At 67.5% G+C, this 25,356-nt stretch carries 21 protein-coding genes; 15 read left to right on the top strand and 6 right to left on the bottom strand.

Going from position 1 to position 25,356, the window contains the following annotated elements:
- Positions 1-305: 305 nt before the first annotated feature.
- The 7 genes from G4D83_RS21660 to G4D83_RS21630 all read left to right on the top strand — a co-directional run bounded on the left by G4D83_RS21660 (position 306) and on the right by G4D83_RS21630 (position 8,453).
- Entirely contained in the window at positions 306-2,702 is a 2,397-nt protein-coding gene (locus G4D83_RS21660; RefSeq protein ID WP_240356479.1) for an FG-GAP-like repeat-containing protein, read from the top strand.
- Positions 2,703-2,877: 175 nt separating this feature from the next.
- A complete protein-coding gene (locus tag G4D83_RS21655) occupies positions 2,878-3,432 on the top strand; it encodes a dihydrofolate reductase family protein (RefSeq protein ID WP_163866708.1) in 555 nt (184 codons plus the stop codon).
- 133 nt (positions 3,433-3,565) lie between these two features.
- On the top strand, positions 3,566-4,687 hold the full coding sequence (locus tag G4D83_RS21650) for an epoxide hydrolase family protein (protein ID WP_163866707.1): 1,122 nt from the start codon (positions 3,566-3,568) through the stop codon (positions 4,685-4,687).
- Between the two features lie 13 nt (positions 4,688-4,700).
- Positions 4,701-5,393: a helix-turn-helix transcriptional regulator gene (locus G4D83_RS21645; RefSeq protein ID WP_163866706.1), complete on the top strand. Its 693-nt coding sequence runs from the start codon at positions 4,701-4,703 to the stop codon at positions 5,391-5,393.
- A gap of 298 nt (positions 5,394-5,691) precedes the next feature.
- Positions 5,692-6,426, top strand: a complete 735-nt coding sequence (locus G4D83_RS21640) for a hypothetical protein (protein ID WP_163866705.1) — start codon at positions 5,692-5,694, stop codon at positions 6,424-6,426.
- 42 nt (positions 6,427-6,468) lie between these two features.
- Positions 6,469-7,143 carry a hypothetical protein gene (locus tag G4D83_RS21635; RefSeq protein ID WP_163866704.1) on the top strand — a complete coding sequence of 225 codons (675 nt, stop codon included), beginning with the start codon at positions 6,469-6,471 and terminating at the stop codon, positions 7,141-7,143.
- The gene (locus tag G4D83_RS21630) at positions 7,140-8,453 is read left to right on the top strand and encodes a nitrilase-related carbon-nitrogen hydrolase (protein ID WP_163866703.1); all 1,314 of its coding nucleotides are present in this window, start codon (positions 7,140-7,142) and stop codon (positions 8,451-8,453) included. The genes G4D83_RS21635 and G4D83_RS21630 overlap by 4 nt, the downstream gene beginning before the upstream one ends.
- 108 nt (positions 8,454-8,561) lie before the next feature.
- Here the strand turns inward: G4D83_RS21630 and G4D83_RS21625 are convergent, their stop codons facing one another.
- Positions 8,562-9,212, bottom strand: coding sequence for a TetR/AcrR family transcriptional regulator (locus tag G4D83_RS21625; protein WP_163866702.1), 651 nt, complete (start codon positions 9,210-9,212; stop codon positions 8,562-8,564).
- Positions 9,213-9,549: 337 nt separating this feature from the next.
- Here G4D83_RS21625 and G4D83_RS21620 point away from each other — a divergent pair, with 337 nt between their 5' ends.
- The gene (locus tag G4D83_RS21620; protein WP_163866701.1) at positions 9,550-11,481 is read left to right on the top strand and encodes a c-type cytochrome; all 1,932 of its coding nucleotides are present in this window, start codon (positions 9,550-9,552) and stop codon (positions 11,479-11,481) included.
- 304 nt (positions 11,482-11,785) lie between these two features.
- Here G4D83_RS21620 and G4D83_RS21615 read toward each other — a convergent pair whose 3' ends face one another.
- From G4D83_RS21615 to G4D83_RS21605, 3 genes are read right to left on the bottom strand one after another with little or no spacing between them, the layout of a single operon-like run.
- On the bottom strand, positions 11,786-12,985 hold the full coding sequence (locus G4D83_RS21615; protein ID WP_163866700.1) for a cytochrome P450: 1,200 nt from the start codon (positions 12,983-12,985) through the stop codon (positions 11,786-11,788).
- A complete protein-coding gene (locus tag G4D83_RS21610) occupies positions 12,982-14,496 on the bottom strand; it encodes a condensation domain-containing protein (RefSeq protein WP_163866699.1) in 1,515 nt (504 codons plus the stop codon). The genes G4D83_RS21615 and G4D83_RS21610 overlap by 4 nt, the downstream gene beginning before the upstream one ends.
- A complete protein-coding gene (locus G4D83_RS21605) occupies positions 14,493-19,640 on the bottom strand; it encodes a non-ribosomal peptide synthetase (protein ID WP_163866698.1) in 5,148 nt (1,715 codons plus the stop codon). The genes G4D83_RS21610 and G4D83_RS21605 overlap by 4 nt, the downstream gene beginning before the upstream one ends.
- 233 nt (positions 19,641-19,873) lie before the next feature.
- On the opposite strand from G4D83_RS21605, the gene G4D83_RS45595 reads away from it, so the two are divergent.
- Genes G4D83_RS45595 through G4D83_RS46895 form a run of 3 tightly spaced genes read left to right on the top strand, consistent with a single transcriptional unit; the run spans position 19,874 to position 21,095 of the window.
- Positions 19,874-20,023 (top strand): hypothetical protein, encoded by a 150-nt coding sequence (locus tag G4D83_RS45595; RefSeq protein WP_205522680.1) that lies wholly within the window; start codon positions 19,874-19,876, stop codon positions 20,021-20,023.
- Between the two features lie 21 nt (positions 20,024-20,044).
- Positions 20,045-20,563 carry a CapA family protein gene (locus G4D83_RS46900; protein ID WP_275902386.1) on the top strand — a complete coding sequence of 173 codons (519 nt, stop codon included), beginning with the start codon at positions 20,045-20,047 and terminating at the stop codon, positions 20,561-20,563.
- Positions 20,538-21,095: a CapA family protein gene (locus G4D83_RS46895; RefSeq protein ID WP_275902384.1), complete on the top strand. Its 558-nt coding sequence runs from the start codon at positions 20,538-20,540 to the stop codon at positions 21,093-21,095. The genes G4D83_RS46900 and G4D83_RS46895 overlap by 26 nt, the downstream gene beginning before the upstream one ends.
- A gap of 27 nt (positions 21,096-21,122) precedes the next feature.
- Here the strand turns inward: G4D83_RS46895 and G4D83_RS21595 are convergent, their stop codons facing one another.
- Complete coding sequence (locus tag G4D83_RS21595; RefSeq protein WP_163866697.1) at positions 21,123-21,575, bottom strand: DUF1801 domain-containing protein; 453 nt, start codon at positions 21,573-21,575, stop codon at positions 21,123-21,125.
- A gap of 407 nt (positions 21,576-21,982) precedes the next feature.
- Between G4D83_RS21595 and G4D83_RS21590 the strand changes: the two genes are divergently transcribed.
- From G4D83_RS21590 to G4D83_RS47245, 3 genes are all read left to right on the top strand, one after another.
- Positions 21,983-22,552 carry an imm11 family protein gene (locus G4D83_RS21590; RefSeq protein WP_163866696.1) on the top strand — a complete coding sequence of 190 codons (570 nt, stop codon included), beginning with the start codon at positions 21,983-21,985 and terminating at the stop codon, positions 22,550-22,552.
- A 120-nt stretch (positions 22,553-22,672) separates the two neighbouring features.
- On the top strand, positions 22,673-22,966 hold the full coding sequence (locus tag G4D83_RS21585) for a hypothetical protein (RefSeq protein WP_163866695.1): 294 nt from the start codon (positions 22,673-22,675) through the stop codon (positions 22,964-22,966).
- Entirely contained in the window at positions 22,864-23,331 is a 468-nt protein-coding gene (locus G4D83_RS47245; RefSeq protein ID WP_420826647.1) for a helix-turn-helix domain-containing protein, read from the top strand. Before G4D83_RS21585 ends, G4D83_RS47245 begins: the two co-directional genes overlap by 103 nt.
- Here the strand turns inward: G4D83_RS47245 and G4D83_RS21575 are convergent.
- Positions 23,285-23,851, bottom strand: coding sequence for a DUF1993 family protein (locus G4D83_RS21575; RefSeq protein ID WP_163866693.1), 567 nt, complete (start codon positions 23,849-23,851; stop codon positions 23,285-23,287). The genes G4D83_RS47245 and G4D83_RS21575 overlap by 47 nt on opposite strands.
- A 161-nt stretch (positions 23,852-24,012) precedes the next feature.
- Between G4D83_RS21575 and G4D83_RS21570 the strand changes: the two genes are divergently transcribed.
- Positions 24,013-24,756 (top strand): hypothetical protein, encoded by a 744-nt coding sequence (locus G4D83_RS21570; RefSeq protein ID WP_163866692.1) that lies wholly within the window; start codon positions 24,013-24,015, stop codon positions 24,754-24,756.
- Positions 24,757-25,356: the final 600 nt, after the last annotated feature.

Genomic DNA, 25,356 nt, shown 5'->3' with positions numbered 1-25,356 from the left:
AAGCATCTGCGCTCCTGGGACCTACAAGCGCTGTCGGCGGTGCGGGGCCCCTCTCCATCATGGCCCGTCGATTGCCGTGAGGGCAAATGCATCTCATGGGCATTTTGTCCATGGCCCTCGAATGCTTGTCGGCTGGTCGCCGGAGAATCTCGCGAATCCGTCTGTTGCGCGCCGAGCAATTGGGAGTAAGGAATGGCGTCGTTCATTCCATGGGGGGGACGTCCATTCCGGGCTTCAGCCTGCTCCTCGGAGAGAGACACTCAATGCAAAGCCGTCCTGGTGCGCTGTGGTCGTGGGGACTCGGCGTGACGCTGGTCTTGTCGCTCGGAGCATGTGGTGTGGAGTCCCTTCCTCCCGCGGATGAGGTGCCGCAAGAGGACAACGGGGCGGTGACGAGTGAGCCGCTGGAAGCCTCCTTGACGTGGGACCCGTATGCGGATGCTGTGGCGCCGGGCACCAATGCGGCGGTGCTCAACGCGAGCGCGGCGCTGGGCGCGCCGGACGGGCATGCCGCGACCCTGGTGGGCTTGCTCAACGCGGCGCTGGTGCTGGACCTGGGTGCGGGCGAGGAAGGCACCGGCGACCTGCGTGTCTATTACAAGGGCTTGTCATTGGCGCTGGTGGCCCAGGTGGACTTCCTGAAGGCGGATGGGACGCTCATTGGCTCCAGCTCGCTGCACCTGGTGGAGCTGGGCCTGGGGACGCATGTGGCGGTGGCGCTCTACCCGGGAAACAAGCCCTATCGCTACGTGCGCCTGAGGGGCGCGGTCGCGATCTACCTGGTGGACGCGGTGGAGACGTCGCTGCGGGCCATCTGTGGTGATGGGGTGCTGGGCGGATTCGAAGTCTGTGACGACGGCAATCAACTCTCTGGCGACGGCTGTAACAGCGTCTGCCAGGTGGAGCCGGGCTACACCTGCACGGGACAGCCGACGGTGTGTACCGACATCGACGAGTGCGCCGCCGGTACCGACAACTGCGACGAAAACGCCTCCTGCACCAACAGCGGGGGCTCCTTCACCTGCGCCTGCAATGCGGGGTACGAGGGCGACGGCGTGACCTGCACCGACATCGACGAGTGCGCCGCCGGTACCGACAACTGCAGCGAAAACGCCTCCTGCACCAACAGCGAGGGCTCCTTCACCTGCGCCTGCAATGCGGGGTACGCGGGCGACGGGGTGACTTGCACCGACATCGACGAGTGCGCCGCCGGTACCGACAACTGCAGCGAAAACGCCTCCTGCACCAACAGCGGGGGCTCCTTCACCTGCGCCTGCAATGCGGGGTACGAGGGCGACGGGGTGACTTGCACCAACATCGACGAGTGCGCCGCGAGCCCCTGCCTGAACGGTGGCGCCTGCATCGACGGCGTGGGTAGCTACACCTGCAAGTGCGCGCCCACCTACGAGGGGAACATCTGCCAGTCTTGCTCCGGCACCCTCGCGGACTGTAACGCGAACTCGTCCGACGGCTGCGAGGTGAACGTCCAGAGCGACGCCGCCAGTTGCGGCGCCTGCGGCATCGTGTGCTCGACGGGGCAGATCTGCTCGAACGCCACCTGCCAGGCCATCCCACCCGGCCAGGTCCCCGGCACGCCGGTCAGCTCCCCCGCGAACCACAGCCCGCTGGCCCCGGCGGTCGCCGATGTGAATGGCGACGGCAAGCTCGACATCCTGGTGGCCAACGCCGAATCCGGGTCGACCCAGACTCCCTCTGGCTCGCTCTCCGTCTTCCTGGGCAACGGCGACGCCAGCGTCCAGTCGGAGGTCAACTACGGGAGCGCCTCGCTCTCCAGCAACGCGGTCGTGGCCGTGGACGTGGACGGCGACGGGTGGCTCGACGCCGTCACCGTCGACGGACAGACCAACCTGCCCCTCATCAACGGAAACATCAGCGTCTACAAGAACCTGGGCTCGAGCGCGCCCGGGACCTTCGGCGCGCCGACGAGCTTCACCACGGGCACCCCGGGCTCCGTCCACCTCTGCACCGGTGACTTCGACAACGACGGGGTGGCTGACATCGCCACGACCAGCGTGACCCAGAACCAGGTGAGCGTGCTCTTCGGCACCGGCGCGGGCAACTTCGGCGCGCCCACGTTCATCGGCATCCAGAGCACCGGCGGCGCTCAGTCGAGCATCGCCTGCCGTGACCTGAACAGCGATGGCTTCTCCGATATCGTGGTGACGAGTCCCGCCAGCGCACGCCTGTCGGTCCTCATCAACCAGGGAGACGGCACGTTCGCCGCACCCGTCGCCTACAGCAATTCCGCCAGCGGCCAGACGGCGGGCATCGCCTTCGGCGACGCCAACGGCGACGGCACGCTCGACATCCTCTCGAACGGCGCGGCCGGCCGGTTCCTCTTCTACTTCAGAGGGAACGGCAACGGCACCTTCGCGAGCGGCGCTCAGTCAACCGCCGCGACCAATACGGCCGCCAACTCGGCGCTGGGCGTCGTGGCCGGTGACTTCAACGGCGATGGCAAGCTCGACGCCTACATCCTCGTGACAGCGGCCTCGGGCGGCGTCCGCCCGATGACCGGCAACGGCAGCGGAGGCTTCACCGCGGGCACCGTCGTCACGACCGGCGCCTCACCTGGCCTCAACGCCATCGCCACCGCGGACATGGACGCGGATGGGTACGCCGACCTCATCCTGACCAACAGGGGCTCCGGCACAGTGACCGTGGTCCCCAACGGACTCTAGGTCGCTGTCCGCGATGGGACGGTGTGCCCTGATTTCAGCGCGGTCTCGGTAGGAGAATCGGTGCGCCGCGTCCTTCGCGCGCGGCGCACCGAAAGTCGCGCAGCCGCCTGACGGGCATTGCGTCGCTGGCTCGGACTGCTGCGCGCTGGGCGCGCTTTGCGTAGAATCCCACGCCATGAACCTCCTCACTTTCGGTCTCAACGTCACTTTGGACGGGTGCATCGACCACACCCAGGGCATCGCGGACGACGAACTGCACGACTATTGGACGCAGCTCATGGATCAGAGCGGTGCGATGCTCTTCGGGCGCACCACCTACGAGCTGATGGAGGAAGCCTGGCCCGCGGTGGCACACGACGAAAAGGCGCCGCGCGCGATGCGCGAGTGGGCACAGAAGCTCGAGGCGAAGGCAAAGTACGTCGTGTCAGGCTCGCGGAGCGACTTTCCGTGGCGGAACACAATCAAGGTGGAGGGTGACCTTCGCGAGGCGATCTCCGCGCTGAAAGCGAAGACCGAGCGAGGTGTCCTCGTCGGAGCGCCCAAGCTCGCGACCGCGCTCGAGGAGTGGGGACTCATCGACGAGTACCGCATCGTCGTTCATCCCGTCATCAGTGGCCGCGGGCCGACGTTGTTCCATGGCCTGTCGAGTGCGCGGCAGCTCGAGCTCCTTTCGACGCAGCGGTTCAAGTCCGGCGCGCAGGCGCTCCACTTCCGTCGCAAAGCGGGATGAGCGTGGAAGGACCCGAGCGCTTCACCAGCGGCTGACTGTGCGGCGGCGTCGGCTGGGCGAGCGTGTGACTGAACACTGCTGACACGCCCTGTCAGCACACCTCGGGCACAACCTTGGGATGCACAAACGCACGATGAGCCCATTCACCCTTGCCATTTCCGATTCCGAGCTCGCCGACCTTCGGGCGCGGCTGAAGGCCACTCGCTTCCCCGCGGCGGTCGAAGGCGTCGGCTGGGACGATGGCACCGACGCTGAGCTGCTCAGGCGGTTGGTCACCCACTGGGCGGAGCGGTTCGACTGGCGCACCGCCGAGCAGCGCCTCAACGCGATTCCGCAATTCATCGAGGAGATCGATGGCGAGCGGGTTCATTTCGTTCATGCGCCGGGTCAGGGCGAAACCCGCGTTCCCATCGTCCTCGCCAATGGCTGGCCATCGAACTTCGTCGAGTTCCTGCCTCTCATTCCGCTGCTCACCGCCGAGCGAAACGGGGTGTCGTTCGACGTCATCATTCCCTCGATGCAGGGCTTCGGCTTCTCGGGCCGGCCGACGAAAAAGGGCATGAACATGAGTCGCATGGGTCATCTCTGGGCCGAGCTGATGACCCGGCTGGGCTACGAGAAGTTCCTCGTTGCGTGCTCGGACCTGGGCTCCGGGGTCTGCTTCAGCCTGGTCCGCAACCATCCCGGCCGTCTCATGGGTGCACACTACCTCAACGTCTTTTCGGGGTACCCGCGGCCGGAGGCGCCGACGCCCGAGGAAGTGGACTACTTCCGGCGCGTCGACCTGTGGACCCTCACGCAGGGCGCCTACATCATGCTTCACGGAACCAAGCCGCAGACGCTCGCCGTCGGCCTCAACGACTCACCCGCGGGCCTGGCGTCGTGGATCATCGAGAAGTTTCACGGCGGGAGCCTGCTGCGGGACGGCCGCCTCGAGTCGGTCTATTCGCTCGACGACCTCTGCACCCTGCTCTCGGTCTACTGGTTCACCCAGACGATTGGTTCATCGGTTCGGCTGTACAAAGAGGCCTTCGCCGATCAGGAACTGCTGATGCCGATGCCCCGCCACGACGTGAAGCATGGCGTGCTGGTGCCCGCCGACGTCGACAATCCCGCGCCGCGCGCCTGGGGTGAACGGCACTTGCAGAACCTTGTCCACTGGACCGAGGCGCGGCAGGCCGGGCACTTCCCAGCACTCGAGGCTCCGGCGCACTACGCGGCCGATATCCGGGCGTTCCATGACACCCTGAGGTGAGCCGCGCGCACGCATGGACAAGACCGAACGCCTCTTCGCAGTCATGGACGCGCTTCGCCGGCACCGCCGCCCCGTCACCGCGGCGGCGCTGGCCGAGGAACAGGGGGTTTCCGTGCGCACGCTCTATCGCGACGTGCGGACGCTCATCGGTCTTGGCGCGCCCATCGTTGGCGAGGCGGGCGTGGGCTATATGCTGAAGCCGGGCTTCTTCCTGCCGCCGCTGATGTTCACGGCCGAGGAACTCGAGGCGCTGGTGCTCGGCTCCCGCTGGGTCGAGGCCCAGCCGGATGCCGGCCTTGCCGGGGCGGCGCGCAATGCGCTGGGGAAGATCGCCACCGCCTCGCCGGACGATCTGCGCGACCGGATGAACGACACCGGGCTCTGGCCCATCCTGATGCGCGGCGGGTCTGCGTCCGTCCCGGTGCTCGGCCTCGTGCGCCGGGCCATTCGCGAAGAGAAGGCGCTCCTCATCGTGTATGCCGACGAGAAGGGCCAGCCGAGCCAGCGCGACATCTGGCCGGTGCAGCTCGCGTTTCACGAGGGCAAACAGCTCGTTGCCGCCTGGTGCTGCTTGCGCCAGGCCTTCCGCCATTTCCGCGTCGACCGCATCACCGCGGCCTCGGCGACCGAGGCCCGCTACGGCCGCCAGCGGTCCGTGCTGGCGCGGGAATGGCGGGAGGAATGGGAACGCCTGTATCCCGACTGAATGCAGCCACCTCCTTGAGTCGCCGTTCCTTGCGCGTCACCCCGCCTGGTTGGGTCGGCCTCGAATGGGGGGCTGCCGCCGCTGCGCGGCACTGGATGAGCAGTGGGGGTTGTAGCGCCGGATGTCACGGATAGTGAAGCTTTGTTGCGGCGGACGCAACACCGGCACCAGCGTAGCGACACGGATTTAGAGGGAAGCCAGAGATGGCCTGGTTCCTGCCTTCACGGGGAGTGCAGTCACCATCGCACCCCGCCTCGAGCCGGGTGCGAGTTCCCCACAGCAAGAGGAGTGTCCCCACATGTTTCATCCGGCTGAGTCACACCAGGGTTCTTCCAACGGACTGCGCGCGGTAACGCTCGCGATGCTCGCGGTCTTCACCGTTCAGATCGGCTGCAGCCGTGCTCCCGAGGCCAACCCGATGGCCAAGGCGCGCGAGGCCCTGGCCGCGAACATCGTCTTCAGCGCCGTGGAGCCCGCGCAAGTCATCGACGGGAGCCTGGAGCGGTTTGGCCGGCTGGGCATCGCGATGCATGACGAGGTGCCCCGCTTCATGAACTTCGTCCTGCGGCAGACGCTCGTCCGCGGCACGGAGGACGCCGTCCTCGAGGTGATTGACGAGAAGACCGGGGAGCGCACCCTCTACACGGTGAACAACGAGACGGGCGACGCCTGGGTCCACCATGAAGGCGGCAAGCTGCACATGGTCTTCAACGCGGACAAGACCATCCAGGTGGGAGACAAGCTGGCCGCCAACGAGCAGGAAGCGGCCGCGATTCTCCTCGATACCGGGGAGCTGGAAGCCGTCTCCGAGTACTCCCTGTTCACGATGATTGAAGTCATCAGCAAGTACCTGCCCGAGGACCATAATGGGAAGGGCGGCGCCGCGGCGGTTGTCACCCTCATCGCGGTGGGCGTCTGGTACGTGGGCTCCACCGTCGGCTGCTCCCAGCAGTACAGGCGGAACGGCTGCAAGCTCACCGGGCTGAGCAACTACTGCCGCTCGTGGTGCGCCTCGTATTGGTGCCGCTGCTAACACAGGCCTCCCCGTGTTTCGAGCCAGGAACTGGAACCGTCCATGACTGTGTTGGTAAGGCACTGGCTTCTGGCCCTGCTTCTGGGGGCCTGCGCGTGTCAGCAGGCCCCCGGAGTGCAGGAGCGCGTCGTGGCGGTCTACTCACGAGCGGATGTCGCCGAGTTGCAGCAGTCGCCGTGCTCCGATGACCGCTGCCCGCATGTGGCCCTCGAGGACTTCTCCTGTCCCTCGGGAGTGAGGGCGGAGGTGCTCGTGCTCAGCGGACACAGCCTGCCGCCGAGCTATCTCAACGCGTCCCCGGAGGACCTCGCGCGGGTGGCTCGGTGCTATCGCCCGGACCTCATCGTCCTGGATACCTGCTACGGCTTCTCGACGCCGCTGCTCACGGCGCTCGCGGAAGAGGCGCCGGGGGCCTGGGTGCTGGGCTCCACGTACAAGCTGCCCCTGGATGGATTGCTCTATGACGAGGGCTTCTTCCAGGCCGGGAGCCCCGAGCAGCGCGCTCGCTTCGTCCGTACGCGCTCTGGCAAGGCGCTCGAGTTGTGGCGGTTGGACGCGAAGGCCATGGACACGGCCCTCGAAGAGGTGTCGCGCTGGGAGCCCGCGGTGCTGGAGGCCCGGTTGGCGCGCAAGCACCCCAACCTCGTGAAGGTGGAGCTCCCGGGGGAGGCCACGGCGCTGGTCCCGGTTCCGCCGGAGAGGTTCCGGAAGCGATGAGCCTGCTGCTGGCCCTGGGCTCGGGTGTCGCGCTGGGCGTCGCCTTCCTGTGGACGTGGGCGCAGCCCTTGGCCTGGGTGGGCATCGCGCTGCTGGGGTGGTCGCTCCACCGCGCCAACGGCTGGCGCCAGTCCGCCGCGGCGCTGCTGCTGGCCGCGCTCGTGCGCCAGGGCGTGGCCTTGCACTGGTGGGTGGGGACGGCGGGGTTCTACACGGCCCCCTGGCTTCCTCCGCCGTTCATCGTGGCGTTTCTGGGCTGGACGGCCACCGGGGCGCTGTCCCAGGTGCCGCTGCTGGCGCTGGCGGCGCTGCCCGTGAAGCGGGTGCCTCCCAGGTATTGGTTGCCGGTGGGATGGGTGCTGGGCGAGGCGGGAGTGGAGGCGTGGAGCGGCTTCTCCATGACGCACGTGCTGCATTCCCAGTGGATGCTGCCGCCCATCCTGAGGGCCGTGGGCTTCGTGGGGTGGGTGCCCACGCTGGTGCTCTGCCTGCTCGCCGCCGTGTGCGTGGGAGAGGCCGTGGCCCTGCGCTCGCGCCGCCTGTTGCTGCCGGCCGTGGTCGTCATGGTGGCCCTGACCGCGCTGCCCCGGCTGCCCGTGGCGGACGATGCGCTCCAGGGGACGGGCGTGGTCCACATGGCCTCTTCCGTGCGGGTGCCGAAGTCGGTGCCCGAGGCCACGGAGCGGCTCATCTGGCCAGAGTCCACGGTACGGGGGCTCCAGCGGGGGACCGAGGGGCGTGTGTCACGGCCGGAGGTCCTCGAGGCCTTCGATGCGCGCCTGCCGGTCCCCGCCATCGCGGGGCTGACGCTCCGAACGCCCGAGGGTTTTTTCAACGCCGCCGCCGCCTTTGATGCGGACGGGCGTCTGCGGGAGACCCGAGGGAAGTCCATCCTCGTCCCCATCGGCGAGCGCTCCATCTTCGGGCTTCAGGGAAAAGGGGAGCCGCTCGTGGCCAGCCAGGCCAGGCCGCTGCTGTCCCTCGCGGGGCGGAAGGTGATTCCGCTCATCTGCTACGAGGCCTTCAGCCGCGCCACCGCCTTGCGTGGACGGGAGGCGGGAGGAGAGCTGCTCGCGGTCCTGGCCAGTGATCTGCCCCTGGCTGGAAGTCGCTTCGCCGTGGACCAGGCCATCGGCGGCGTGGTGATGCGGGCGGTGGAGCTGCGGCTGCCCGCGGTGCGAGCCTCGCTGGGAGGCATCGCGGTGGTGGTGTCTTCCGACGGCCGCGTGCTGGCGCGGAGCGCACCGGGGACGAGCGGAATCCTCACGGTGTCCCCGCCGCCGCGGATGGCGGAGGCCACGCGCGAGTAGGCACGGTCCTGAAGTCTCAGGCGCCCCCCAAGGGCGAGTGGGCGTGTTGACGGCCGCCATGGAGGACGCGGAACGCCTCCGCGCGCTCCTTGGGCGCCTGGGCCTGAATCAGCGCAGCGGCAATCCCAGCCGCATGGCCAGGAATGAAATCATCACGTCGGCCGCGGCCTGGGTGTATTCGTTCGTCATGCGGCCATGAAGGTAGAAGGACATCCGCAGGCTCGCGGTGCCGAACTCCACCGCCAGCGCCGCGATGTCCGGCGACCCCCGCGGGATGTCGATGCCGCGCGTCGCGAGCAGGCTGCGCGCGCGCATGCCGAGGCGCGCTATCGTGGATTCGAGCGCGTGAAAGCTCACATCGGAGACTGGCCCGGTCAGCAGGACGACCTGCGCCGCCGGATGCGTGCGGTAGAAATCCGCCGCGGCTTGAACCATGCGCGTGATCTGTTCCTGCCAGTTCCTGGCCCCCGCGAGGCCTTGGGCATAGCTCGACAGGTGCGCTTCCAGCGCCCCGAGTTGGCGCTCCGCGAGTTCGTTGAGCAGGGCTTGGGGGGTCGGAAAGAACTTGTAGATCGTCGAGCGAGGGTACTCGAGACGTTCCGCCAGCGTCGGGATGGAGAAGGCCGAAAGCCCTGATTCGAGCAGCAGTTCCTCCGCCGCCTGGAGCACGGCATCGACCCGGACCTTGGCGCGCTGCTGCTGCGGCTTGCGCGCCACGAAATCTGGGTTGGGGGCGGATTGACGCGCACCGTCAGTCATTGCACTGGACTCCATTGCGTTCGTCGCGGACTCGAAGTCGGCGGAGCTGGTTCTTGCAGGCCAGGGCTCGCTCGACAACCCAGCGATAGAGGCCGTGTCGTTCCTCTGACTCGACGCCCGGACAGGCACCCGCCCAGCCCTGGCTTTCGCAAGAGGCGATTAGGCGACAAATGTCGCCTACGACACTTTCGCGACAAATGTCCCTTTCCGGGGCGCGCGGAAAAGACGCTCATACCCCGCGTGCGACTCGGAAACTGACGTCTCCGAGCACGCGCCCACCCGGTCGGACCGAGGCCCCATCCGACCGACCCACAGGAATGTCAGCAGGAGGGACGTCATGGCGGCACGTCTGACTCGAAGCGTTCTCGTCGCGATGTTTTTTGTCTGTGCCGGCAGCACACCGGCGGCAGCTCAATCGGACCTGCTCGGCAGCAAGCGTGGAGGGCACTACTGGTTCGAGTTCTGTACGGGCAAGTCCGATACGACGCTTTTACCGCCCGACCCACGCTCACTCGTGACGCCGACGTCGAACAAGAACGTCGTCTTCAACGTGGGGTGGAACTCGTGCATGGACCGGACTCCGCTGACGTGTGGCGAGCTGCGGTCGACCCACGCGGCGGGAGGGCGGCTGCTCGGCGGAAACGGAAACCCCGACGCCGGCTGGGAGTTCAGCGGCCATTCCGCCTGGAGTCTCTGGTCGATGTCGGCGTCCCAGTACAACGCGCTGTGGCTGAGGTGGGGGCTGCCGTTTCGCCCTTCCGACTTCGACAACCTCGCCGCCGAGCGCTACGGCAGCCCGCTCAGCCCGCAGCGCAATCCGTATCCTCTCCCGTTCGAGGATCCGAACCGCACGAACGGTGGCTCCGGCCAGCTACCGATGGCACTGACCCAGACACGCAACTCCGACGGCTCGTGGAGCGGACAGATTGGCGTCACGTGTTCCGTCTGTCACAGCGGCCAGATTGGCAAGGCAAGCGACGGCGCGGGCCTGGGGGGGTTACACGGCACCAACGGCCTCACCGATGTGACGCTGTTGTTGAGCGAGTTCGGAGGCCTCAACCCCGCCTTCACCCTCGCCTCCCTGAACCGCATCCGCGGCACGGGGAACATCACCAACTTCCAGCTCTTCGCCCTGCTCACCATCTTCGATCCCGACGGGACGATTCCCGGCGTCTTCCTCAATCCGGAGATCTGGGCGGCCGGCTCGACTGGCACGGAAGACCCGCCGAACTGGTGGAACCTCGGGCACCGTCCGGTGAAGTTCTTCGACGCCGGGATGAGCAGCGACGCCACGCGCATCGAGCTCTCGTGGTACATGCCGGGCGCCGCACTGCCGAACTACCAGGACGGCTACGACTGGATTCTCGCCAACGAGTACCAGGCGAACACCTGGATGCTCGGTCTGAAGTCGCCGGCCTACCCTCTGCCGGTCAACACGACGCTCGCGGAGCAGGGGGCGCTCCTGTTCCACACGCTCAATCTGTGGGCAGCGAACCGCAACAACCCGGTCGCGAAGCCGCAGCAGGCCGGCAACGGCTCGTGCGCGAGCTGCCATGGAGCCTACGCGCCGCGCTACGTGAACGATCCGAGCTTCCTCGCCAATCCCTTGTTCGAGGGCATGGCGGCCAACGTCACGCCCATCGACGTCATCGACACCGATGAGGCCCGGCTGCTCGCCAACGACGGAGCCGTCGAGACCCAGGCCAGGTACAGCTTCTTCGGGTACGAAGGTCAGGATGGGTGCGCCGAAAAGTACAACATGATCGGCTATCTCGCGCAGCCTCTCTACGGCATCTGGGCGTCCGGTCCCTACTTCCACAACGGCTCGGTGCCTGACCTCTGGAGCTTGCTCAAATCGTCGGACCGCCCGCGCATCTGGCGTCGCAAGTCGAAGCCGCAGAGGTTCGGCGTCGTGATGGGATTCGAGACCGACCTCGCGAAGGCGTATGACCAGTCCAAGGTCGGGTGGAAGTACGACACGGTTCCGTGCAGCAACCTGACCTTCTCGCCGTTCAACCACTGCAATCCGTGGGATCCAAACGAGACGCCGCTCATCGAGAGCGGGCTGTCGCTGCTGTACGGCAACGGCGCGCTGGCCTGGAACCTCCTCGGCAGCATCGTGGCTCCGACTTTCTCGAACTCGGATATCGAGGATCGCAAGATCTACAACACCCGGATGTTCAGCCAGTCGAACTCGGGCCACACGTTCACCGACGTGCTGACCGATGCGGAGCGCACCGCGCTCATCGAGTACATGAAGACGTTGTGAGCCCTCTCCCGGAGCGTGGCGGGGATTCGCTCGCCACGCTCCGGCGCACTTCATCGGCGCCAGGAGGGGAGGCAAAGAAGCCCCCTGTGTCAGGGATGTTGTCGCCTCGGCTGACGTGCCGAGCTGACCACCCGAAGGGGCGAGTGCAGGCGGTTGCAGTGCCGTACACAGACGCATTCAAGGCGCAGCTGTTGAAGCGGATGATGGGTCCAAGCGCGGCGAGTGCTGCGACACTGGCCCAGCAGGCGGGAGTATCCCAGCAGACGCTGTCGCAGTGGTTGCGTGCGGCGAATAGGAAAACAGGTCACCAGGTCAGCGGCAGTTCGTGCACGCCGAGCAGGTTCTCATCCTTCTTGAAGCGAACCTCCTCCAGCGGCACGGCCAGCCGCGACGTGGGGATGCGCTGGAACAGCGTCTTGAACACCACCTCGAACTCAATCAGAGCCAGCGCGCGCCCCGTGCACAGGTGGATGCCATGGCCGAAGGCGAAGTTGCGGTGCGCCTCCCGGTGGAGGTCCAAGCGGTCCGGCTCCTCGAAGACCGTCCCGTCACGGTTGGCGGAGTCCGGCTGCGCGAGGACCCCCTCCCCGGCGCGAATGAGCTGGCCGCCCACGGTGACATCCACCGTGGCGACGCGCTGCCGGGCGAGATGAGAGACATTGACGAAACGCAGGAGCTCCTGGACCGCCGCGGTGATGGCGGCGGGGTCCTCCAGCTCACGGAACTTCCCGAGCTGCTCGGGGTGGAGCAGCAGCGCCAGCGTCCCCAGGCCGAACATGTACGCGGACGGCCCATGCCCGGCGTAGTACAGCGCGTGGAACAGGGAGGCCGCGTCCGGAGGGCTCAGCCTTCCCGTCGCCACCTGCTCCGTGACGACGCGACCGATGAGCGTGTCGCCAGGCTCACGCAGGTTCGCCTCCACCAACCGCAGGAAGAAGTCATCCAGGGCCATCAGCGCCGCCCTCGCCTCCTCGCGGGAGGACGCGCGGGAGCCGACCGTCCTACTGAGGACATGCAAGTCCTCGGCACCGTCCTGGGGCACGCCGAGCAAATCGCCAATGACTTGCAGGGCCACGGGGAGCGCGAACGCCGCCATCAGGTCCACGGGTTTCGGGCCGGCCAGCATCGCGTCGAGCGCCGCGTCCACGGTGGCCTGGATGCGCGGCCTCAAAGCTTCCATCCTCCGGGGCATGAACTCCTGCACCAGCATGGCCCGCTGGGCCCGGTACTCCGCATCGGGGCGAAGGAAGAAGGCCAGCGGCCTCCCCTGCCGTGCCGCCGCCGCGGGCGACAGGTGCGGGAACCCTGGCAGCGTGGAGTCCGCGACCAGCCGGGGATCTCCCAGGACCGCCAACACGTCGTTGTAACGACTCACCAGCCACGGCGTGTCTCCGTCCCACAACCGCACGGGGCAGACCGGAGCATCCTGCCGCAGCCGCTCGTATTCAGCGGGAGGCTCCAGGGGAAGGCTCCAGTCCTTGGGGAAGGGATAGGAAGGGCTCATCGGGATGCTCCTGTTCGCTCGAGCCGGGCAGCAACGCCCGCCACGGTGGGGTGCTGGTACAGCTCGCGCAGGCTGAGGTCCTGGCCCATCTCGCTCCGGATGCGGACCGCGACTTCGACAAGCTGCAAGGAATGGCCGCCGCGCTGGAAGAAGTCGTCGTCCGGAGAGACCGAGTCGACCTTCAGCACGTCAGCGAAGATGCGGCGGAGGTGTTCTTCCCCCGTCCCCATCGGGGAGCGCGGAAGCGATGTCCGCGCATGATGCGTCGCGGTCCGCAAGATTTCCTCGTAGGCCGCGAGCAGCCCCTCGATGAAGGCGGGCTCGAAGAGACTCTCATCGAACTCGGCCCACACGGTGTACGCGCCGTCGGAGCGCTCCTCCACCCGAAGGGTGAGTTCGAATTTCGCGGAGGGGAGGTCCAGCAGGGGCTCCGTCACCTCGCAGCCGTGCAATGACAGTGCTCCCGCCGTGCCCGCCGGATGGTAGACGAAGTTGACCTGGACGACGGGAGACCGCGTCGGGTCTCTCGGCGGGGCCAGGTCCGCGACGAGCTGCTCGAAGGGCAGGTCCTTGTGCGCGTAGGCCGCCGCCGTGGCCGCCGCCACCCGGGTGAGCAGCTCGCGAAGGTCGGGGTCGCCGCGCAGGTCCACTTGGAGCACGACGGTGTTGACGAAGAACCCGAGCACCCGCTCGACCTCGGGCAGGTCCCTGTTGGCCACGGCCAGTCCCAGCAGCACCCGCTCCCGTCCCGCACGGTGCCCGAGCACCATGCCGCAGGCGGCGGCCAGCACCGTGAACACCGTCTGACGCTCGGTGCTCGCGAGGGCGCGCACACTGTTGGCGACGGCGGCGGGCAGCACCCGGTGCATGCGCCGTCCCCGCCCCAGCACGGGACGCGGGGAGACAAGGTCCAGGAACAGGGGGACACCCGACAGCTGCTCCCTCCACCATTGCGACAGCGCTTCACGCCGCTCGGCGGTGAGCTGCTCGCGCTGCCATGCGGCCCAGTCCACGTACTGCACGGGCAGCTCGGGCAGAACGGCGGAGTCTCCCAGGAGCGCCGCCCGGTACACGAGGGCCAGCTCCTCGGTGAAGACCTGGAGCGATGCGCCGTCCGCCACCAGCAGGTGCACGGCGAAGACGAGCACGTGCGTCCGGGGCTCCAGCCGAATCACGGTGAGCCGCAGCAAGGGACCGTGCTCCAGGTCGAACGGCCGGGCCGCCTCCTCGTGCGCGTGTCGCAGGGCCTCGGCCTCCGTCGCGACCTCCAGGAAGCGGACATGCCCCTGCCCTTCCGCGGACACCTGCTGCTGCGTCCCCAGCGGGAAGACGGTGCGCAGCGGTTCATGTCGGGCCACCAGCACGTCCAGGGCCTCCCGCAGGGCTCGTGGGTCCAGGGGCCCCGTCACGCGGTGGCAGCGAACGGTGGCGTGGGCCGCCCCGGTGGGGTCCATCCGGTGCAGGAAGCACAGTCGCTGCTGGGCGAACGACATCGGGAACGCGGTCGTCATCCGCGTGGCAGCCTCTTGATGAGGGGCTTCGCGACGGGGGCCTCGGCGAGCGCGTGGGCCAGCTGCGCGATGGTCGGCCCGGTGAGAATCGTAGCGAGCCCGACCTCCCGTCCCACCATCCGGCTCAGCCGGGAGGCCAGCCGCATCGCCTGCAACGAATGCATGCCGAGCGCGAGCAGACTCTCATGGACATCCACCCGGCTTGCGCCCAGGAGCTCGGAGACCACCGCCGCGACGCGGACCTCGGCCTCGGTCCTCGGCGCCGTGTAGGGCGCGTCCGGGCGCCGGTCGGTCGCGGGCAGCCGCGAGTGGTCCACCTTCCCGTTCGGAGTCAGCGGCCAGGACTCCAGGACGACGACCTCCGAAGGCACCAGATGCGCCGGCACCCTGCGCGCCAGGTCCTCGCGCACGGCCTGCGCCGACACCGGGGTCGCCGACCCGGCCACGACATAGCCCACGAGGCAAGGCTCCCCCCCGCGCGAGTCGACACGCGCGAGGGCATCCACCACGCCGGGATGCGCGGCCAGGACGGCACGAACCTCGGCCAGCTCCACCCGGACGCCACGGACCTTCACCTGTTCATCACGGCGGCCCAGGAACTCGATGACGCCTCCGGGCAGCCACCGGGCCAGGTCCCCACTGCGATAGAGCCGCGCACCCGGATGTGAGCCGAAGGGGTCCGGCACGAACCGCTCGGCGGTGAGGCTCGGCTGGTCGCGGTAGCCCCTCGCGAGACCGGCCCCACCGATGCAGAGCTCCCCCACTGCGCCCGGCGGAGCCACCTGCCCGTGCGCGTCGAGCACCACGAGGTGCGCATTGAACAGCGGTCGCCCGATGGGCACGTGGGTCGCATCGGGGTCGAGCCCGTCGTCGAGCCGGTGTCCGCTGGCCATGACGGTGATTTCCGTGGGGCCGTAGCCGTTCGTCAGCTTCTTGAAGCCTCCGCGCTCGAGCGTGCGGAACGCCTCCAGGGGGAAGACATCCCCGCCCACCACCACGCGGTCCAGGGCGGCGAAGGCCTCCGGCGCGTCGGCCGCCAACCGGGGCAGCACCACGGGGGGAATCACCGCATGCGTGATTCGCTGGTCGATGAGACAGCGGGCCAGCCCCGGCACGTCCCAGCCCGGCGGCAGGAAGTGGACCGCGGCGCCGTTGAGCAGCGCGCCCCAGACCTCCAGCACCGAGATATCGAAGGTCACCGACGCCATCGCCAGCATCGTCTTGCCAGGACCCAGGTCCTCGGCCAGGGCCGTCCGGTACAGCAAGGACACGACCGACTGATGCTCGATTTGAACGCCCTTGGGCTTGCCCGTCGACCCGGACGTGTAGAGGACGTACGCGAGGTCCGACTGACTCCCCTCCGGCAGCGGCGGCCCGGACGACGCCGGGGGCATCTCATCCAGCACGACAGTGGGCAGGCCGTTGAGCCGACCCGCCAGCGCCGCCGTGGTGACGAGGGCATGGGCCCCGGCCTCCTGCATCAGCGGCTCCAGCCAGGCCGGAGGAGCGACTGGGTCCAGTGACAAGAAGGCCGCCCCCGCCATGAGGATTCCCAGTTGGGCCACGACCAACTCCGCCGAGCGGGGGATGCACACCGCCACGAGCGCCCCACGACCGACGCCCAGGTCGCGCAGGTGGTGCGCCAGGTGCTCCGCCCGACGCGTCAGCTCGGCATAGGTCAGCACGCCGTCGGCGGACCTCACCGCGGGGGCGTCGGGCGCGCGGCGGGTCCACCAGGCGAACAGCTCGGTCACCCGGTAGCAAGGAGCCTCCTGGCGTGGGCCCACGCTGACGAGCGCGCGCCGGTCCGCGTCGTTCATCAGCGACAACCTGGACACGCGGGTGTCCGGCGCGTCTGTGATGGAGCGCAAGAGCTGCTGATACGCGGACAGCATGCCGGTGATGAAGAAGTCCTCGAAGAGGTCGGAGTCGAACTCCCACGAGAGCAGGATGCCGCTCAGGGAGGAGCGTGGACTGGAGCGCACGGGGGCCTCGGACCGGGGAATGCTCACCACGTCCCCGCCCAGCCGTTGGATGTGCCCCGGTTCGGAGTAGAGCGGCACCGCGACGACGGACAGCTCGAACTTGGCCGAGCCGTTGCCCAGTCCCTCCACGAAGGAGACGTCGAGGGGTGACGCGTCGAGCGTGCCCACCGACGAGTCGTGGAAGTTGAACATCGTCTGTATCAACGGGTTGAAGCCACCCTGATGCCGCGCGGGCGACTGCGCGAAGATCTGCTCATAGGGCAGCTCCTGGTGGTCATAGGCCTCCAGCGTGGTGCGCCGCATCCTCGCCAGGAACTCCTCGAACGAAGGGTCGCCGTCCAGCCGGCCCCGCAGCACGACGTTGTTGATGAACATGCCCAGCATGCCCTCGGTGTCCTGCCAGCGCCGGTTGGCGACCGAGGAGCCGACGAGCAAATCCCGCGAGCCGGTGTACCGGTGCAGGAGGACGAAGTACGCGGAGAGGAGCGTGGTGAAGAGGGACGCGTGGTTGCGGTCCGCCAGGGACTGGAGGCGGCGCGCGAGCTCTCCGTCCAGCTCCACCCGGGGCGCCACCCCACGAAACCGTCTTCCGTTGGGAGCAGCACGGCGGGGGAGCTGGAGCCGGGTCTCCGCGCCCTCCAATTCCTGACGCCAGAAGCGGCGCTGCGCCGCTGCGGCCTCGGTCCCCACCCACTCCCGCTGCCAGCGCGCGTAATCGTAGTACTGCACCGCCAGCGCGGGGCGCCGCACCTGGCCGTGGCGGACATGTTCGGCGTAGCCGTTGAGCAGCTCGCGCACGAAGACGTTGAAGGACCAGCCGTCATGCACGATGTGGTGTTCGACGTGCACGAAGAGGTGCTCCTGCGCACCCAATCGCAACAGCCGCCAGCGGAAGGGCCGGCCTTCGGCGAGCGCGAACGGGGCCTGCACCGCGTCCCGGACGGCCTCCGCCACCCGGGTGGCCAGCAGCGCCTCGTCCACGCCGCTGAAGTCCTGGAGGGAGAGCTCCACCTCCCACGGGGCTTCCAGCTCACACCGCAGCTCTCCATCCACTTCGGGGAAGCGGGAGCGCATCACGTCGTGGCGACGCACGATGTCGGAGAGGCTCGCCTGCAGCGCGGCGAAGTCCAACGCACCCGCCAGACGGAACACCGCCTGCGTGTGGTAGGCCCGCGCGTCCGGGTTGAGCTTGTGCATCAACCACACCCGCTCCTGGCCAAACGAAGGCGTGAGCGCCATTCCCGCGCCGCCGCTCCGAGGGCCCAGGTCCACCCCACCTCGCGCCTCCTGCAAGCGCGCCGCGAGCCGGGCCACCGTGGGGGCCTGGAGCACCTCGCTCAACTCCAACCGCGCGCCCATCACACGCTGCACGCGGGCCACGAGCTGGGTGGCGAACAGCGAGTGTCCTCCCAGCTCGAACAGGTTGTCATCACGCCCCACCCGCTCCATCCCGAGCAGCGCCGCGGCGATGGCCGCCAGCGCCACTTCGCCGGGCGACTCGGGTGGCTGGTAGTCCGTCCGCTCCGCGCGTGGGGGGCGAGGCAGTCGCGCCCGGTCCACCTTGCCGCTGGTGTTCAGGGGCCAGGCCTCCACCACGACCACGACATCCGGCACCAGGTAGCCGGGAAGCCTGCGTCCAAGCTCCGCGCGCACCACGTCGCCGGACAGTGCTGCTCCGGTGGCGGGCATCACGTAGCCCAGCAGGCGCTCCCGCGTGTCGTCGATGAGGGCGACCGCGTCCCGCACGTCCGGCAGCGCGGCCAGGGCCGCTTCCACCTGGCCCAGCTCGATGCGTGCGCCGCGAATCTTCACCTGGTCGTCGCGCCGGCCCAGGAACTCCAGTGTGCCGTCCGGCAACCACCGGCCCAAATCGCCACTGCGGTACAGCCGCCCTCCCGGCACCGGACCGAACGCATCCGGAATGAACCGCTCGGCGGTCAGGGCGGGCCGCCCCAGATACCCGCGCCCGACACCCTCCCCGCCAATGCACAGCTCACCCGGCACCCCGTCGGGGACGAGGCGCAGTTGCTCATCGAGGATGACCCCGTGGTAATTGGAGAGGGGGCGGCCAATGGGCACGCGCTCCCCCTCCACGGCGTGCACCACATGGAGCGTGCTGGCCACCGTCACCTCCGTCGGGCCATAGCCGTTGACGAAGCGGTGGTGCGCGCCCCACTGCCGGGCCGTCTCCGGAAGGCACACATCCCCGGTGCTCATCACCACCTGGAGGTCGGGGAAGCCGCCCGGTTGCAGCGTGCGAAGGACTGTCGCGGGCAACACCGCGTGGGTGATGCGCCGGTCCACCAGCACGTGGGCCAGCGGCGCACCGGAGAGCGGCGACGCATCCAGCGTCTCCAGCCGGCCTCCGTTGGACAGCGCCATCAACAGGTCGAACAGGGAGGCATCGAACGACGGGTGGAAGAACTGCAGCACCCGCGTGTCCGGCCCCAACGCGCCCAGGAAGTCCCGCTGCGCATGGAGGAGGTTGGCGACGCCGCGATGCTCGGTCATCACCAGCTTGGGCTCGCCCGTCGAGCCCGACGTGCAGATGATGTAGGCGAGGTCCTCCGGGACCAGCGCCGTGTCCTCCACGGCCGTCACGCCGGAGCCCACGTCGGCACAAGCATCCAGGAAAGGCACTCCCGGCACCTCGCTGGCGGGCGAACCCACCACGAGCGCCGCGCCGACCCTGCGAACGATGTCCTCGCGCCACACCTGGGGATGTGACGGCGCCAGGGGCAGATAGGCCGCACCCACGCGCCAGACGGCGATGGCGAGCTCGACGAAGGCAGGGCCCCGCTCCAGCACCACCGCGACCACGTCTCCGCGCCCGATGCCCCGGGCCCGCAGGCTGGCGGCCAGGGCACACGTCCGCTCCTCCAACCGCGCATAGGTGGTTTCAGAGCCACCCTCCGAGAGCGCGACGCGGTCGGCATGCCGCCGGCACTGCTCGGCGATGACGTCCACCACCGAGCGCCACGGTCCATGGTCGACCCTTGCGCCCCGCACGCGGGCAGCCTGCGCTCCGCCATCCAGCACCCTCCGCGCCTCCTCCGGGGTGTGGCCCTCGAGCGCCCAGGGACTCTTCAGACGGAGGCTGGAGAGCAGGCGTTCGTACTCGGTTCCTGTCACCAGGGCGGACGGGGGCGTGGGGGGCAAGGGAGCTCCTGGAAGCAATGACATACCTCGCGGCTGCCGCGCGGAGGGGCCCTCCGGCACAGCTCGCTCCCCCGGAGCCCTAACACGCGAAATTCCACTGCGACAGACTTGAATGGAACGGGCCCTGGCCTCATGGACGCCCGGGCATTGTCCTACAGCGAATGAGCATCCGTGGAACCCTCCTCTGGTAGAAGGCGCGAGGAACGCATACGCGCAGGATGTAGGAGTGCACCGTGGCCTCGAACAACATCGCGCATCCCCCTGGACTCGGGCTGTCGCTCTTCGCCGTGGGCGATGTCTTCGTGGACCGCGACGACCCGGCGACGGCCTTCCACTCCGCCCGCGACGTCCTGCGCTCCGGTGACGTCGTCTTCGGCAACTGAGAGGGCGTCTTCAGCGACGGCATCCATCGTGCCCCCAGCGCCGGCTCGACGCTCACGGCGCCCGCGGCGAACGCCGCCCCATTGGCCAAGGCGGGCTTCGACATCATGTCATTGGCCAACAACCAAAGTCTCGACGGGGGACATGCCGCGCTCTTGTCCATGCGCCGGACATTGGCTGACCTGGACATCGCCACGGTGCGCGCGGGCGCGAATCTCGCGGAGGCCACCGCGCCCGTGTATCTGGAGCGCAATGGAACACGGCTGGCCTTTCTGGCCTTCAGCTCCGTCTTTCCCTACGGCTATGAGGCGCGCCCGGGTGTCCCCGGTCTGGCTCCCTTCCGTGCACACACCCGGTACACGCCCGTGGATCTGAACGTATGGAATCCGGGCATGGCCCCCGTGGTGAGCACCGAGCCGCTGGTCGAGGACCAGAAGGCGTTCATCCACAGCCTCACCGAAGCCACGCGCGAAGGCAGACATCGTCGTCGCCAGCTTTCACTGGGGCGACTCCACCGTGCCGTATTCGCTGACCGACCATGAACGACGGACGGCCCGGCTCGCCATCGACCACGGGGCCGACGTCGTCGTGGGCCACCATCATCACATGCTCCGCGGTGTCGAATTCCATTCCGGAAAGCCCATCTTCTACGGCCTGGGACACTATGTGTTCGACCTGCCGAACCTGACTGAGCGCCTCGCGAAAGACGGTTACCTGGGCGTGGGACGGCCGGAAGAGATGGCGGCCTGGGCCCGCAAGTTCGGCGAGTACATGATTCGCCCCCGGGAGGGCTACCCCCTGCTGCCGTTCCACCCGGATTCGAGGCTGACCGGCGCGGCGGTGATTCACATCGCGCCGTCCGGGCGCATCTCCGCCGGCTTCCTGCCCGCGGTCATCAATCCGGCCAACGAGCCGATACACGTGTCCGCGGACAGCGACGAAGGCAGGCGGGTGGTCGCGTATCTCGAACGCTGCTGCGCGGCCGAACAGCTTCCGACAAGGCTGGCCACCCCTCGGCCCGACTCCGGACTGCCCGCCTCGTGCGTCGAGTTCGTCTCGACCTCAGCCGACTGAGCCATTGAGACGTCGGGCAGCTTGTTCCTACTCGTACTTCTCGTTCATGTGCGTCCACGAACGCGCGGCCAGTTCGCGCAGCACCTTCTGGTCCACGTCGGCGAGCTTGTTGATGTAGAGGCAGCTCTTTCCGTTCTTGTACTTCCCCAGCTTATCCATCAGCGGATCGGACGCGAGGAGGTCCGGCACGATGTAGAGCACGGTCGCGCCCTTGCGTGGGCTGAAGGCAATCTTCGGCCAATCCGCCTCACCCATCGTGTTCGTCAATTTGTATGAGCCATAGCCGATGATCGACGCCCCCCACATCGCGGGCTTCTCGCCGGTGACCTCGCGCAGCAGCTTGTCAATCGCTTTGGCGTCCGCGCGCCTGGCATCGTCATCGACCGTGGCGATGAATTCGGCGACGGAGGCCTTGTTCTTCTGCGTTTTGACCGGCGCCTTCTTGGCTGCGACCTTCTTGGTTGCGACCTTCTTGGCCATGAGCGTTCCTCCCGACTCGGACACCTCACGCTACGCAATCGCGCGCGGGAGCGAAAGCGTCAGGGGCGCGGCGCACCCGTGTGCCTACCCAAGATTCGGTCGCTGCGTCATGAGTGCGTCATGACGTGAGGGATGCGCATGATGAGCCGCTGGGTCCTCTCTTCCATTTGGTAGGATGGGCGGGAACATGACGTCCGCTCCCTCCAGCACGCCCCCTGCCCCCACCGCGGCTCCTCGGTTGACGCGAGGCAAAGCCGTGGTCGCATCGGGGGTCCTCTTCGTCGTGTCCTGCACGCTGCCCGCCATCGTCGCGTACAACACCGGGACCCGGGAGACGGAATCAACGTGGGGCGTGTCCATCCATGCCTCCCCAAAATTCGGCGAATGAGGTCGTTGGGAAATCCACCATGCGGACTCGATACTTCAGGCTCAACGAAGCGGTGCGGCCCGGTGACTGGTCCCTGAGCCCCCTGATGGACGGACAGGGCAAGGAACTGGAAGACATGGCGGAGTTCACCTCGGGACGGCCTGTCCAGGCCCCTGACCTCCTGAAGCTTCAGGTTCGAGAGCAGGGGCGTCGGCGCGACTTCAACCTGGCGGGCGCCGGCAGGATTCCCGTGATCCACCAGAGGATGGCAACTCACCTCGCGGAGTATGCCTCCCTGGAAGTTCAACTCCTGCCCGTGAAAGTCAAAGGCGGCTCAGGTGAGTACAGTGTTCTCGTGGCCAAGAAACTCATCCGGTGCATCGATGACAAGGCATCGCAAGAGATACAGGCCTGGAAACCAGAGGATGGGCAACCGGACAAGCCTGGCCACTACCGCAGCGTCATCGGGATGCGGATTGACCCCAGGAAGGTCGGCCACTTCCAGGTGTTTCGCATCTGGGGTTGGTCCGACGCGCTCATCGTCTCGGAGGACATCAAGGGGCTCCTGGAGAGAGCCAAGGTCACGGGAGCAGACTTCGAGGAAGTCTGAACTGGAGTTCGTGAGTCGCGCTCAGGCTGGGGATGCAGGCGGGCGAGGCCCTCTGGCCTCCGAGCGGAATGTGCTAGCTTGAGCGGCGAGCACAACCCTGAAGCTCGACTCGGAGACCTCATGCAACTGAAGCGTTTCGCTCGAAGCGTGGTTGTCGTGGCAGGACTGATGACGGGTTGCGGTGGAGAGGTCGTGGGAGTGGACGAGCCCTCCCAGACCGACTCTCGCGAGGACGCGTTGGTTCCCTGCGGCAATGAAGAGTACCAGCGACTCTTCTACAGTGAGCCGGAGATGCGCAATGTCGTGGGCGAGTGGTTGTGCTTCTGCGGCGAGAACAACCGGTGGACGTATGGGCACGCCACGACCTATTCCATCTACACCTACCGGAACTCCTGCGATGTTCCGCTGAAGTGAGCTCCACGTCTTTATCAGCAGTCAGCAAAGACAAGGCCTCGGAAATCGAAGTGCGGGAGCCGCGGTCCGTGCTGCGCGAGAGCGGCTGGGACCTCAAGGCCGCCGCCAGCCGGTTGGGCATCTCCCGGGCCTCGCTGACTCGATTCACCGCATCAATGCTCCCGGCCAGGTCCTGGCCGTCGAGAACGTCTTCAACCCCCGGACCGAGGCGCTGCCGGCGAGCGGCGCCTGCGGCGGGAGCGCGGACGACTGGGTGGAACTTCTCGTCCGCCACGAAGGCCGCCGCCCGTGTACTCAGCGCTGAGCGGGTGGCGGAGTTCAACTCAACGCGTCCCCCCAGTTGCCCAGAAAGTCGCCCATGGTGAGTCTCACGCCTTGGTTTCGCAAGATGCCGTAGGCGGTGGTCACATGATAGAAGAAGTGGGGGATCGCGAATGCGATCAGGAACTGGCGGCCACTGGAGCGCATCGAGCCACGGCGGTGCTCGATCACGATTTCTCGTTCGAGGCCGGCTTCGAGGTCGCCTGGCGAGAGCTCTCGAAGAGAGGCAATCGTCGCATCGAGCCGCTGGTGCAGATCCGCGAAGCTCTTTGCATCGTTCGCGGCCGGCACCCGAGGCGCACCCAGCAACTGCGCGATGGCCAACCTGGCTCCCTCCGCGGCCCAGTGGACTTGAGCGGCGAGCGTGTACATGTGCAGGTCAGCTGGCGCGTGACTCGCAACGCCGTGCATGAGCCCTTCCGCGGCGAGTCGCGCGTCCAGCAACGCCGCTTCACCGCTGCCACTGGCGGCGACATGGGCTTCGGCCTTCGCCAACTGCGTTTTCAAGTTGGCCAGTCCGCGGATGAACAGGCCAGCAGATAGGTCGTAGGCGTTCAAAGACATGGCCCACCCTTCACCACATCAATGCCACCAGAGTCAATGCGAGGGCCCGGGACTCGTGGTCGCCTTCGACTGGTTGAGGCCGTGCTCGCTGCGAGTCAAAAAAAGACTCCCACCCTTGGCGTGTGTCGTGCCATTGAGGAGTCTCTTCCAAGGAGAGTACCGTGAACGTCTTTCGTTGCGGCATTGCTGTCATGGCGTTGTTCGTCGTGGCCTGTGGAAACGTGGAGGAGGCACCCCAGTCCACGAGCGAGTCGGAGATCCTGTCGGAGCAGGAAGCGGAGCTGCGGGCCTGTGTCGGCACACTCGATTGCCGGACCAACTGCAGGTGCACCGATGGCGTCTGCGTCCCGGGAGGGTTCAACCCGCTTCCGCCCCAGAGCCACTGCGATGCCGCACCCGTGCGGGCCTGCACCACCGGGGCCGACTGCACCACCGGCTGCAACTGCACGGGCAACGTCTGCGTCAGTGGCGGGTTCAGCCCGCCTCCCAACTGCCTGCTCGCGCCTCCGGACTCGTACGAGAACGACAACTCCCACACCACGGCCTCTTCGTACTTGGGAAACCCTCAGCTCGGGCACACGTCCCACCGTGCGGGGGATGTGGACTGGGTGCTTGGAGCCACGAACATCAACCAGTTGATGACCGTGGAGGCCTACAACCTGCGCTACGACGTCAGTCTGCGCCTGGATGTCTATGCGTACGATTACCCCACCCGCACCCTGGGCGCGCTCCTCACCAGCACCAGCACGCTGGTCTGCTCGGACCTCACGCCCACCTGTAGGACGTACCGGACGGCCGTCAACGTGACGCCTGGCGTCTATGCGGTGAAGGTCACGGACGTGCGCAACATCCCCGCGGGCTCCGACTGGCGTCCCACCGCGGGGTATGACCTGAAGATGTACTGAGCCACGCTCCATCCCGAGGACGACACCCGCCGCGCTACCGTGGGCCACCCGGCCCACCCGACACCCAGTCAGGCCCGGCGGGAACTCGTGCAACCGCAAGCAGCCTGATGACTCCCCATCTGGTGTCTCCACAATCAGGTGGGGCACATCCGACACTGCCTTCGTCGGACGGGTTGAGGAGGGTATCTGCCGCACGAAGGCAGCTTCCATCGCGACCGCCCGCGGCGAGAAACTTCTCGTTTGAAGGGCACCTGACACGGATTCGATGAACGCGTGATAGGTCTGGTCAGAGGGCGCACCCCACTGCCAGCTCTGAAGCGAAGGACTGTAGGTGATTGAGCGTGCGGCCCTTCTATCGAGCAGTCAACCCCTACGACCCGAGAGGTTCCTCATGCACGACCGCCGCTTGATGATCGCAGTCCTTCCGACGCTTGCAATGCTCCTGGGAGCATTGGCTCCCACCCAAGCGCTGAGTCAAACCTCCTGTTCCATCACTTGCATTGCGGGCAGCTGCTCCGCGAACGGTCCAAACTGCAGCTGCAGGTGCAATCTCCTTTTTGGGACCCCGATCTGCAAGTCGTCGGGCGGCTCGGGTCAGCA

The sequence above is a fragment of the Myxococcus eversor genome, assembly GCF_010894455.1.
Taxonomy (GTDB): domain Bacteria; phylum Myxococcota; class Myxococcia; order Myxococcales; family Myxococcaceae; genus Myxococcus; species Myxococcus eversor.
Note: the sequence above shows the minus strand (reverse complement) of the source record. Positions and strands in the feature narration are given on the sequence as shown.

Coding starts and splice junctions, on each gene's coding strand:
- G4D83_RS21585 (WP_163866695.1), top strand. CDS start 22,673: ATGCAACTGAAGCGTTTCGCTCGAAGCGTGGTTGTCGTGGCAGGACTG.
- G4D83_RS21650 (WP_163866707.1), top strand. CDS start 3,566: ATGAGCCCATTCACCCTTGCCATTTCCGATTCCGAGCTCGCCGACCTT.
- G4D83_RS21645 (WP_163866706.1), top strand. CDS start 4,701: ATGGACAAGACCGAACGCCTCTTCGCAGTCATGGACGCGCTTCGCCGG.
- G4D83_RS21590 (WP_163866696.1), top strand. CDS start 21,983: ATGCGGACTCGATACTTCAGGCTCAACGAAGCGGTGCGGCCCGGTGAC.
- G4D83_RS21635 (WP_163866704.1), top strand. CDS start 6,469: ATGACTGTGTTGGTAAGGCACTGGCTTCTGGCCCTGCTTCTGGGGGCC.
- G4D83_RS21620 (WP_163866701.1), top strand. CDS start 9,550: ATGGCGGCACGTCTGACTCGAAGCGTTCTCGTCGCGATGTTTTTTGTC.
- G4D83_RS21630 (WP_163866703.1), top strand. CDS start 7,140: ATGAGCCTGCTGCTGGCCCTGGGCTCGGGTGTCGCGCTGGGCGTCGCC.
- G4D83_RS21625 (WP_163866702.1), bottom strand. CDS start 9,212: ATGACTGACGGTGCGCGTCAATCCGCCCCCAACCCAGATTTCGTGGCG.
- G4D83_RS21640 (WP_163866705.1), top strand. CDS start 5,692: ATGTTTCATCCGGCTGAGTCACACCAGGGTTCTTCCAACGGACTGCGC.
- G4D83_RS21610 (WP_163866699.1), bottom strand. CDS start 14,496: ATGACGACCGCGTTCCCGATGTCGTTCGCCCAGCAGCGACTGTGCTTC.
- G4D83_RS21655 (WP_163866708.1), top strand. CDS start 2,878: ATGAACCTCCTCACTTTCGGTCTCAACGTCACTTTGGACGGGTGCATC.
- G4D83_RS21575 (WP_163866693.1), bottom strand. CDS start 23,851: ATGTCTTTGAACGCCTACGACCTATCTGCTGGCCTGTTCATCCGCGGA.
- G4D83_RS21615 (WP_163866700.1), bottom strand. CDS start 12,985: ATGAGCCCTTCCTATCCCTTCCCCAAGGACTGGAGCCTTCCCCTGGAG.
- G4D83_RS21595 (WP_163866697.1), bottom strand. CDS start 21,575: ATGGCCAAGAAGGTCGCAACCAAGAAGGTCGCAGCCAAGAAGGCGCCG.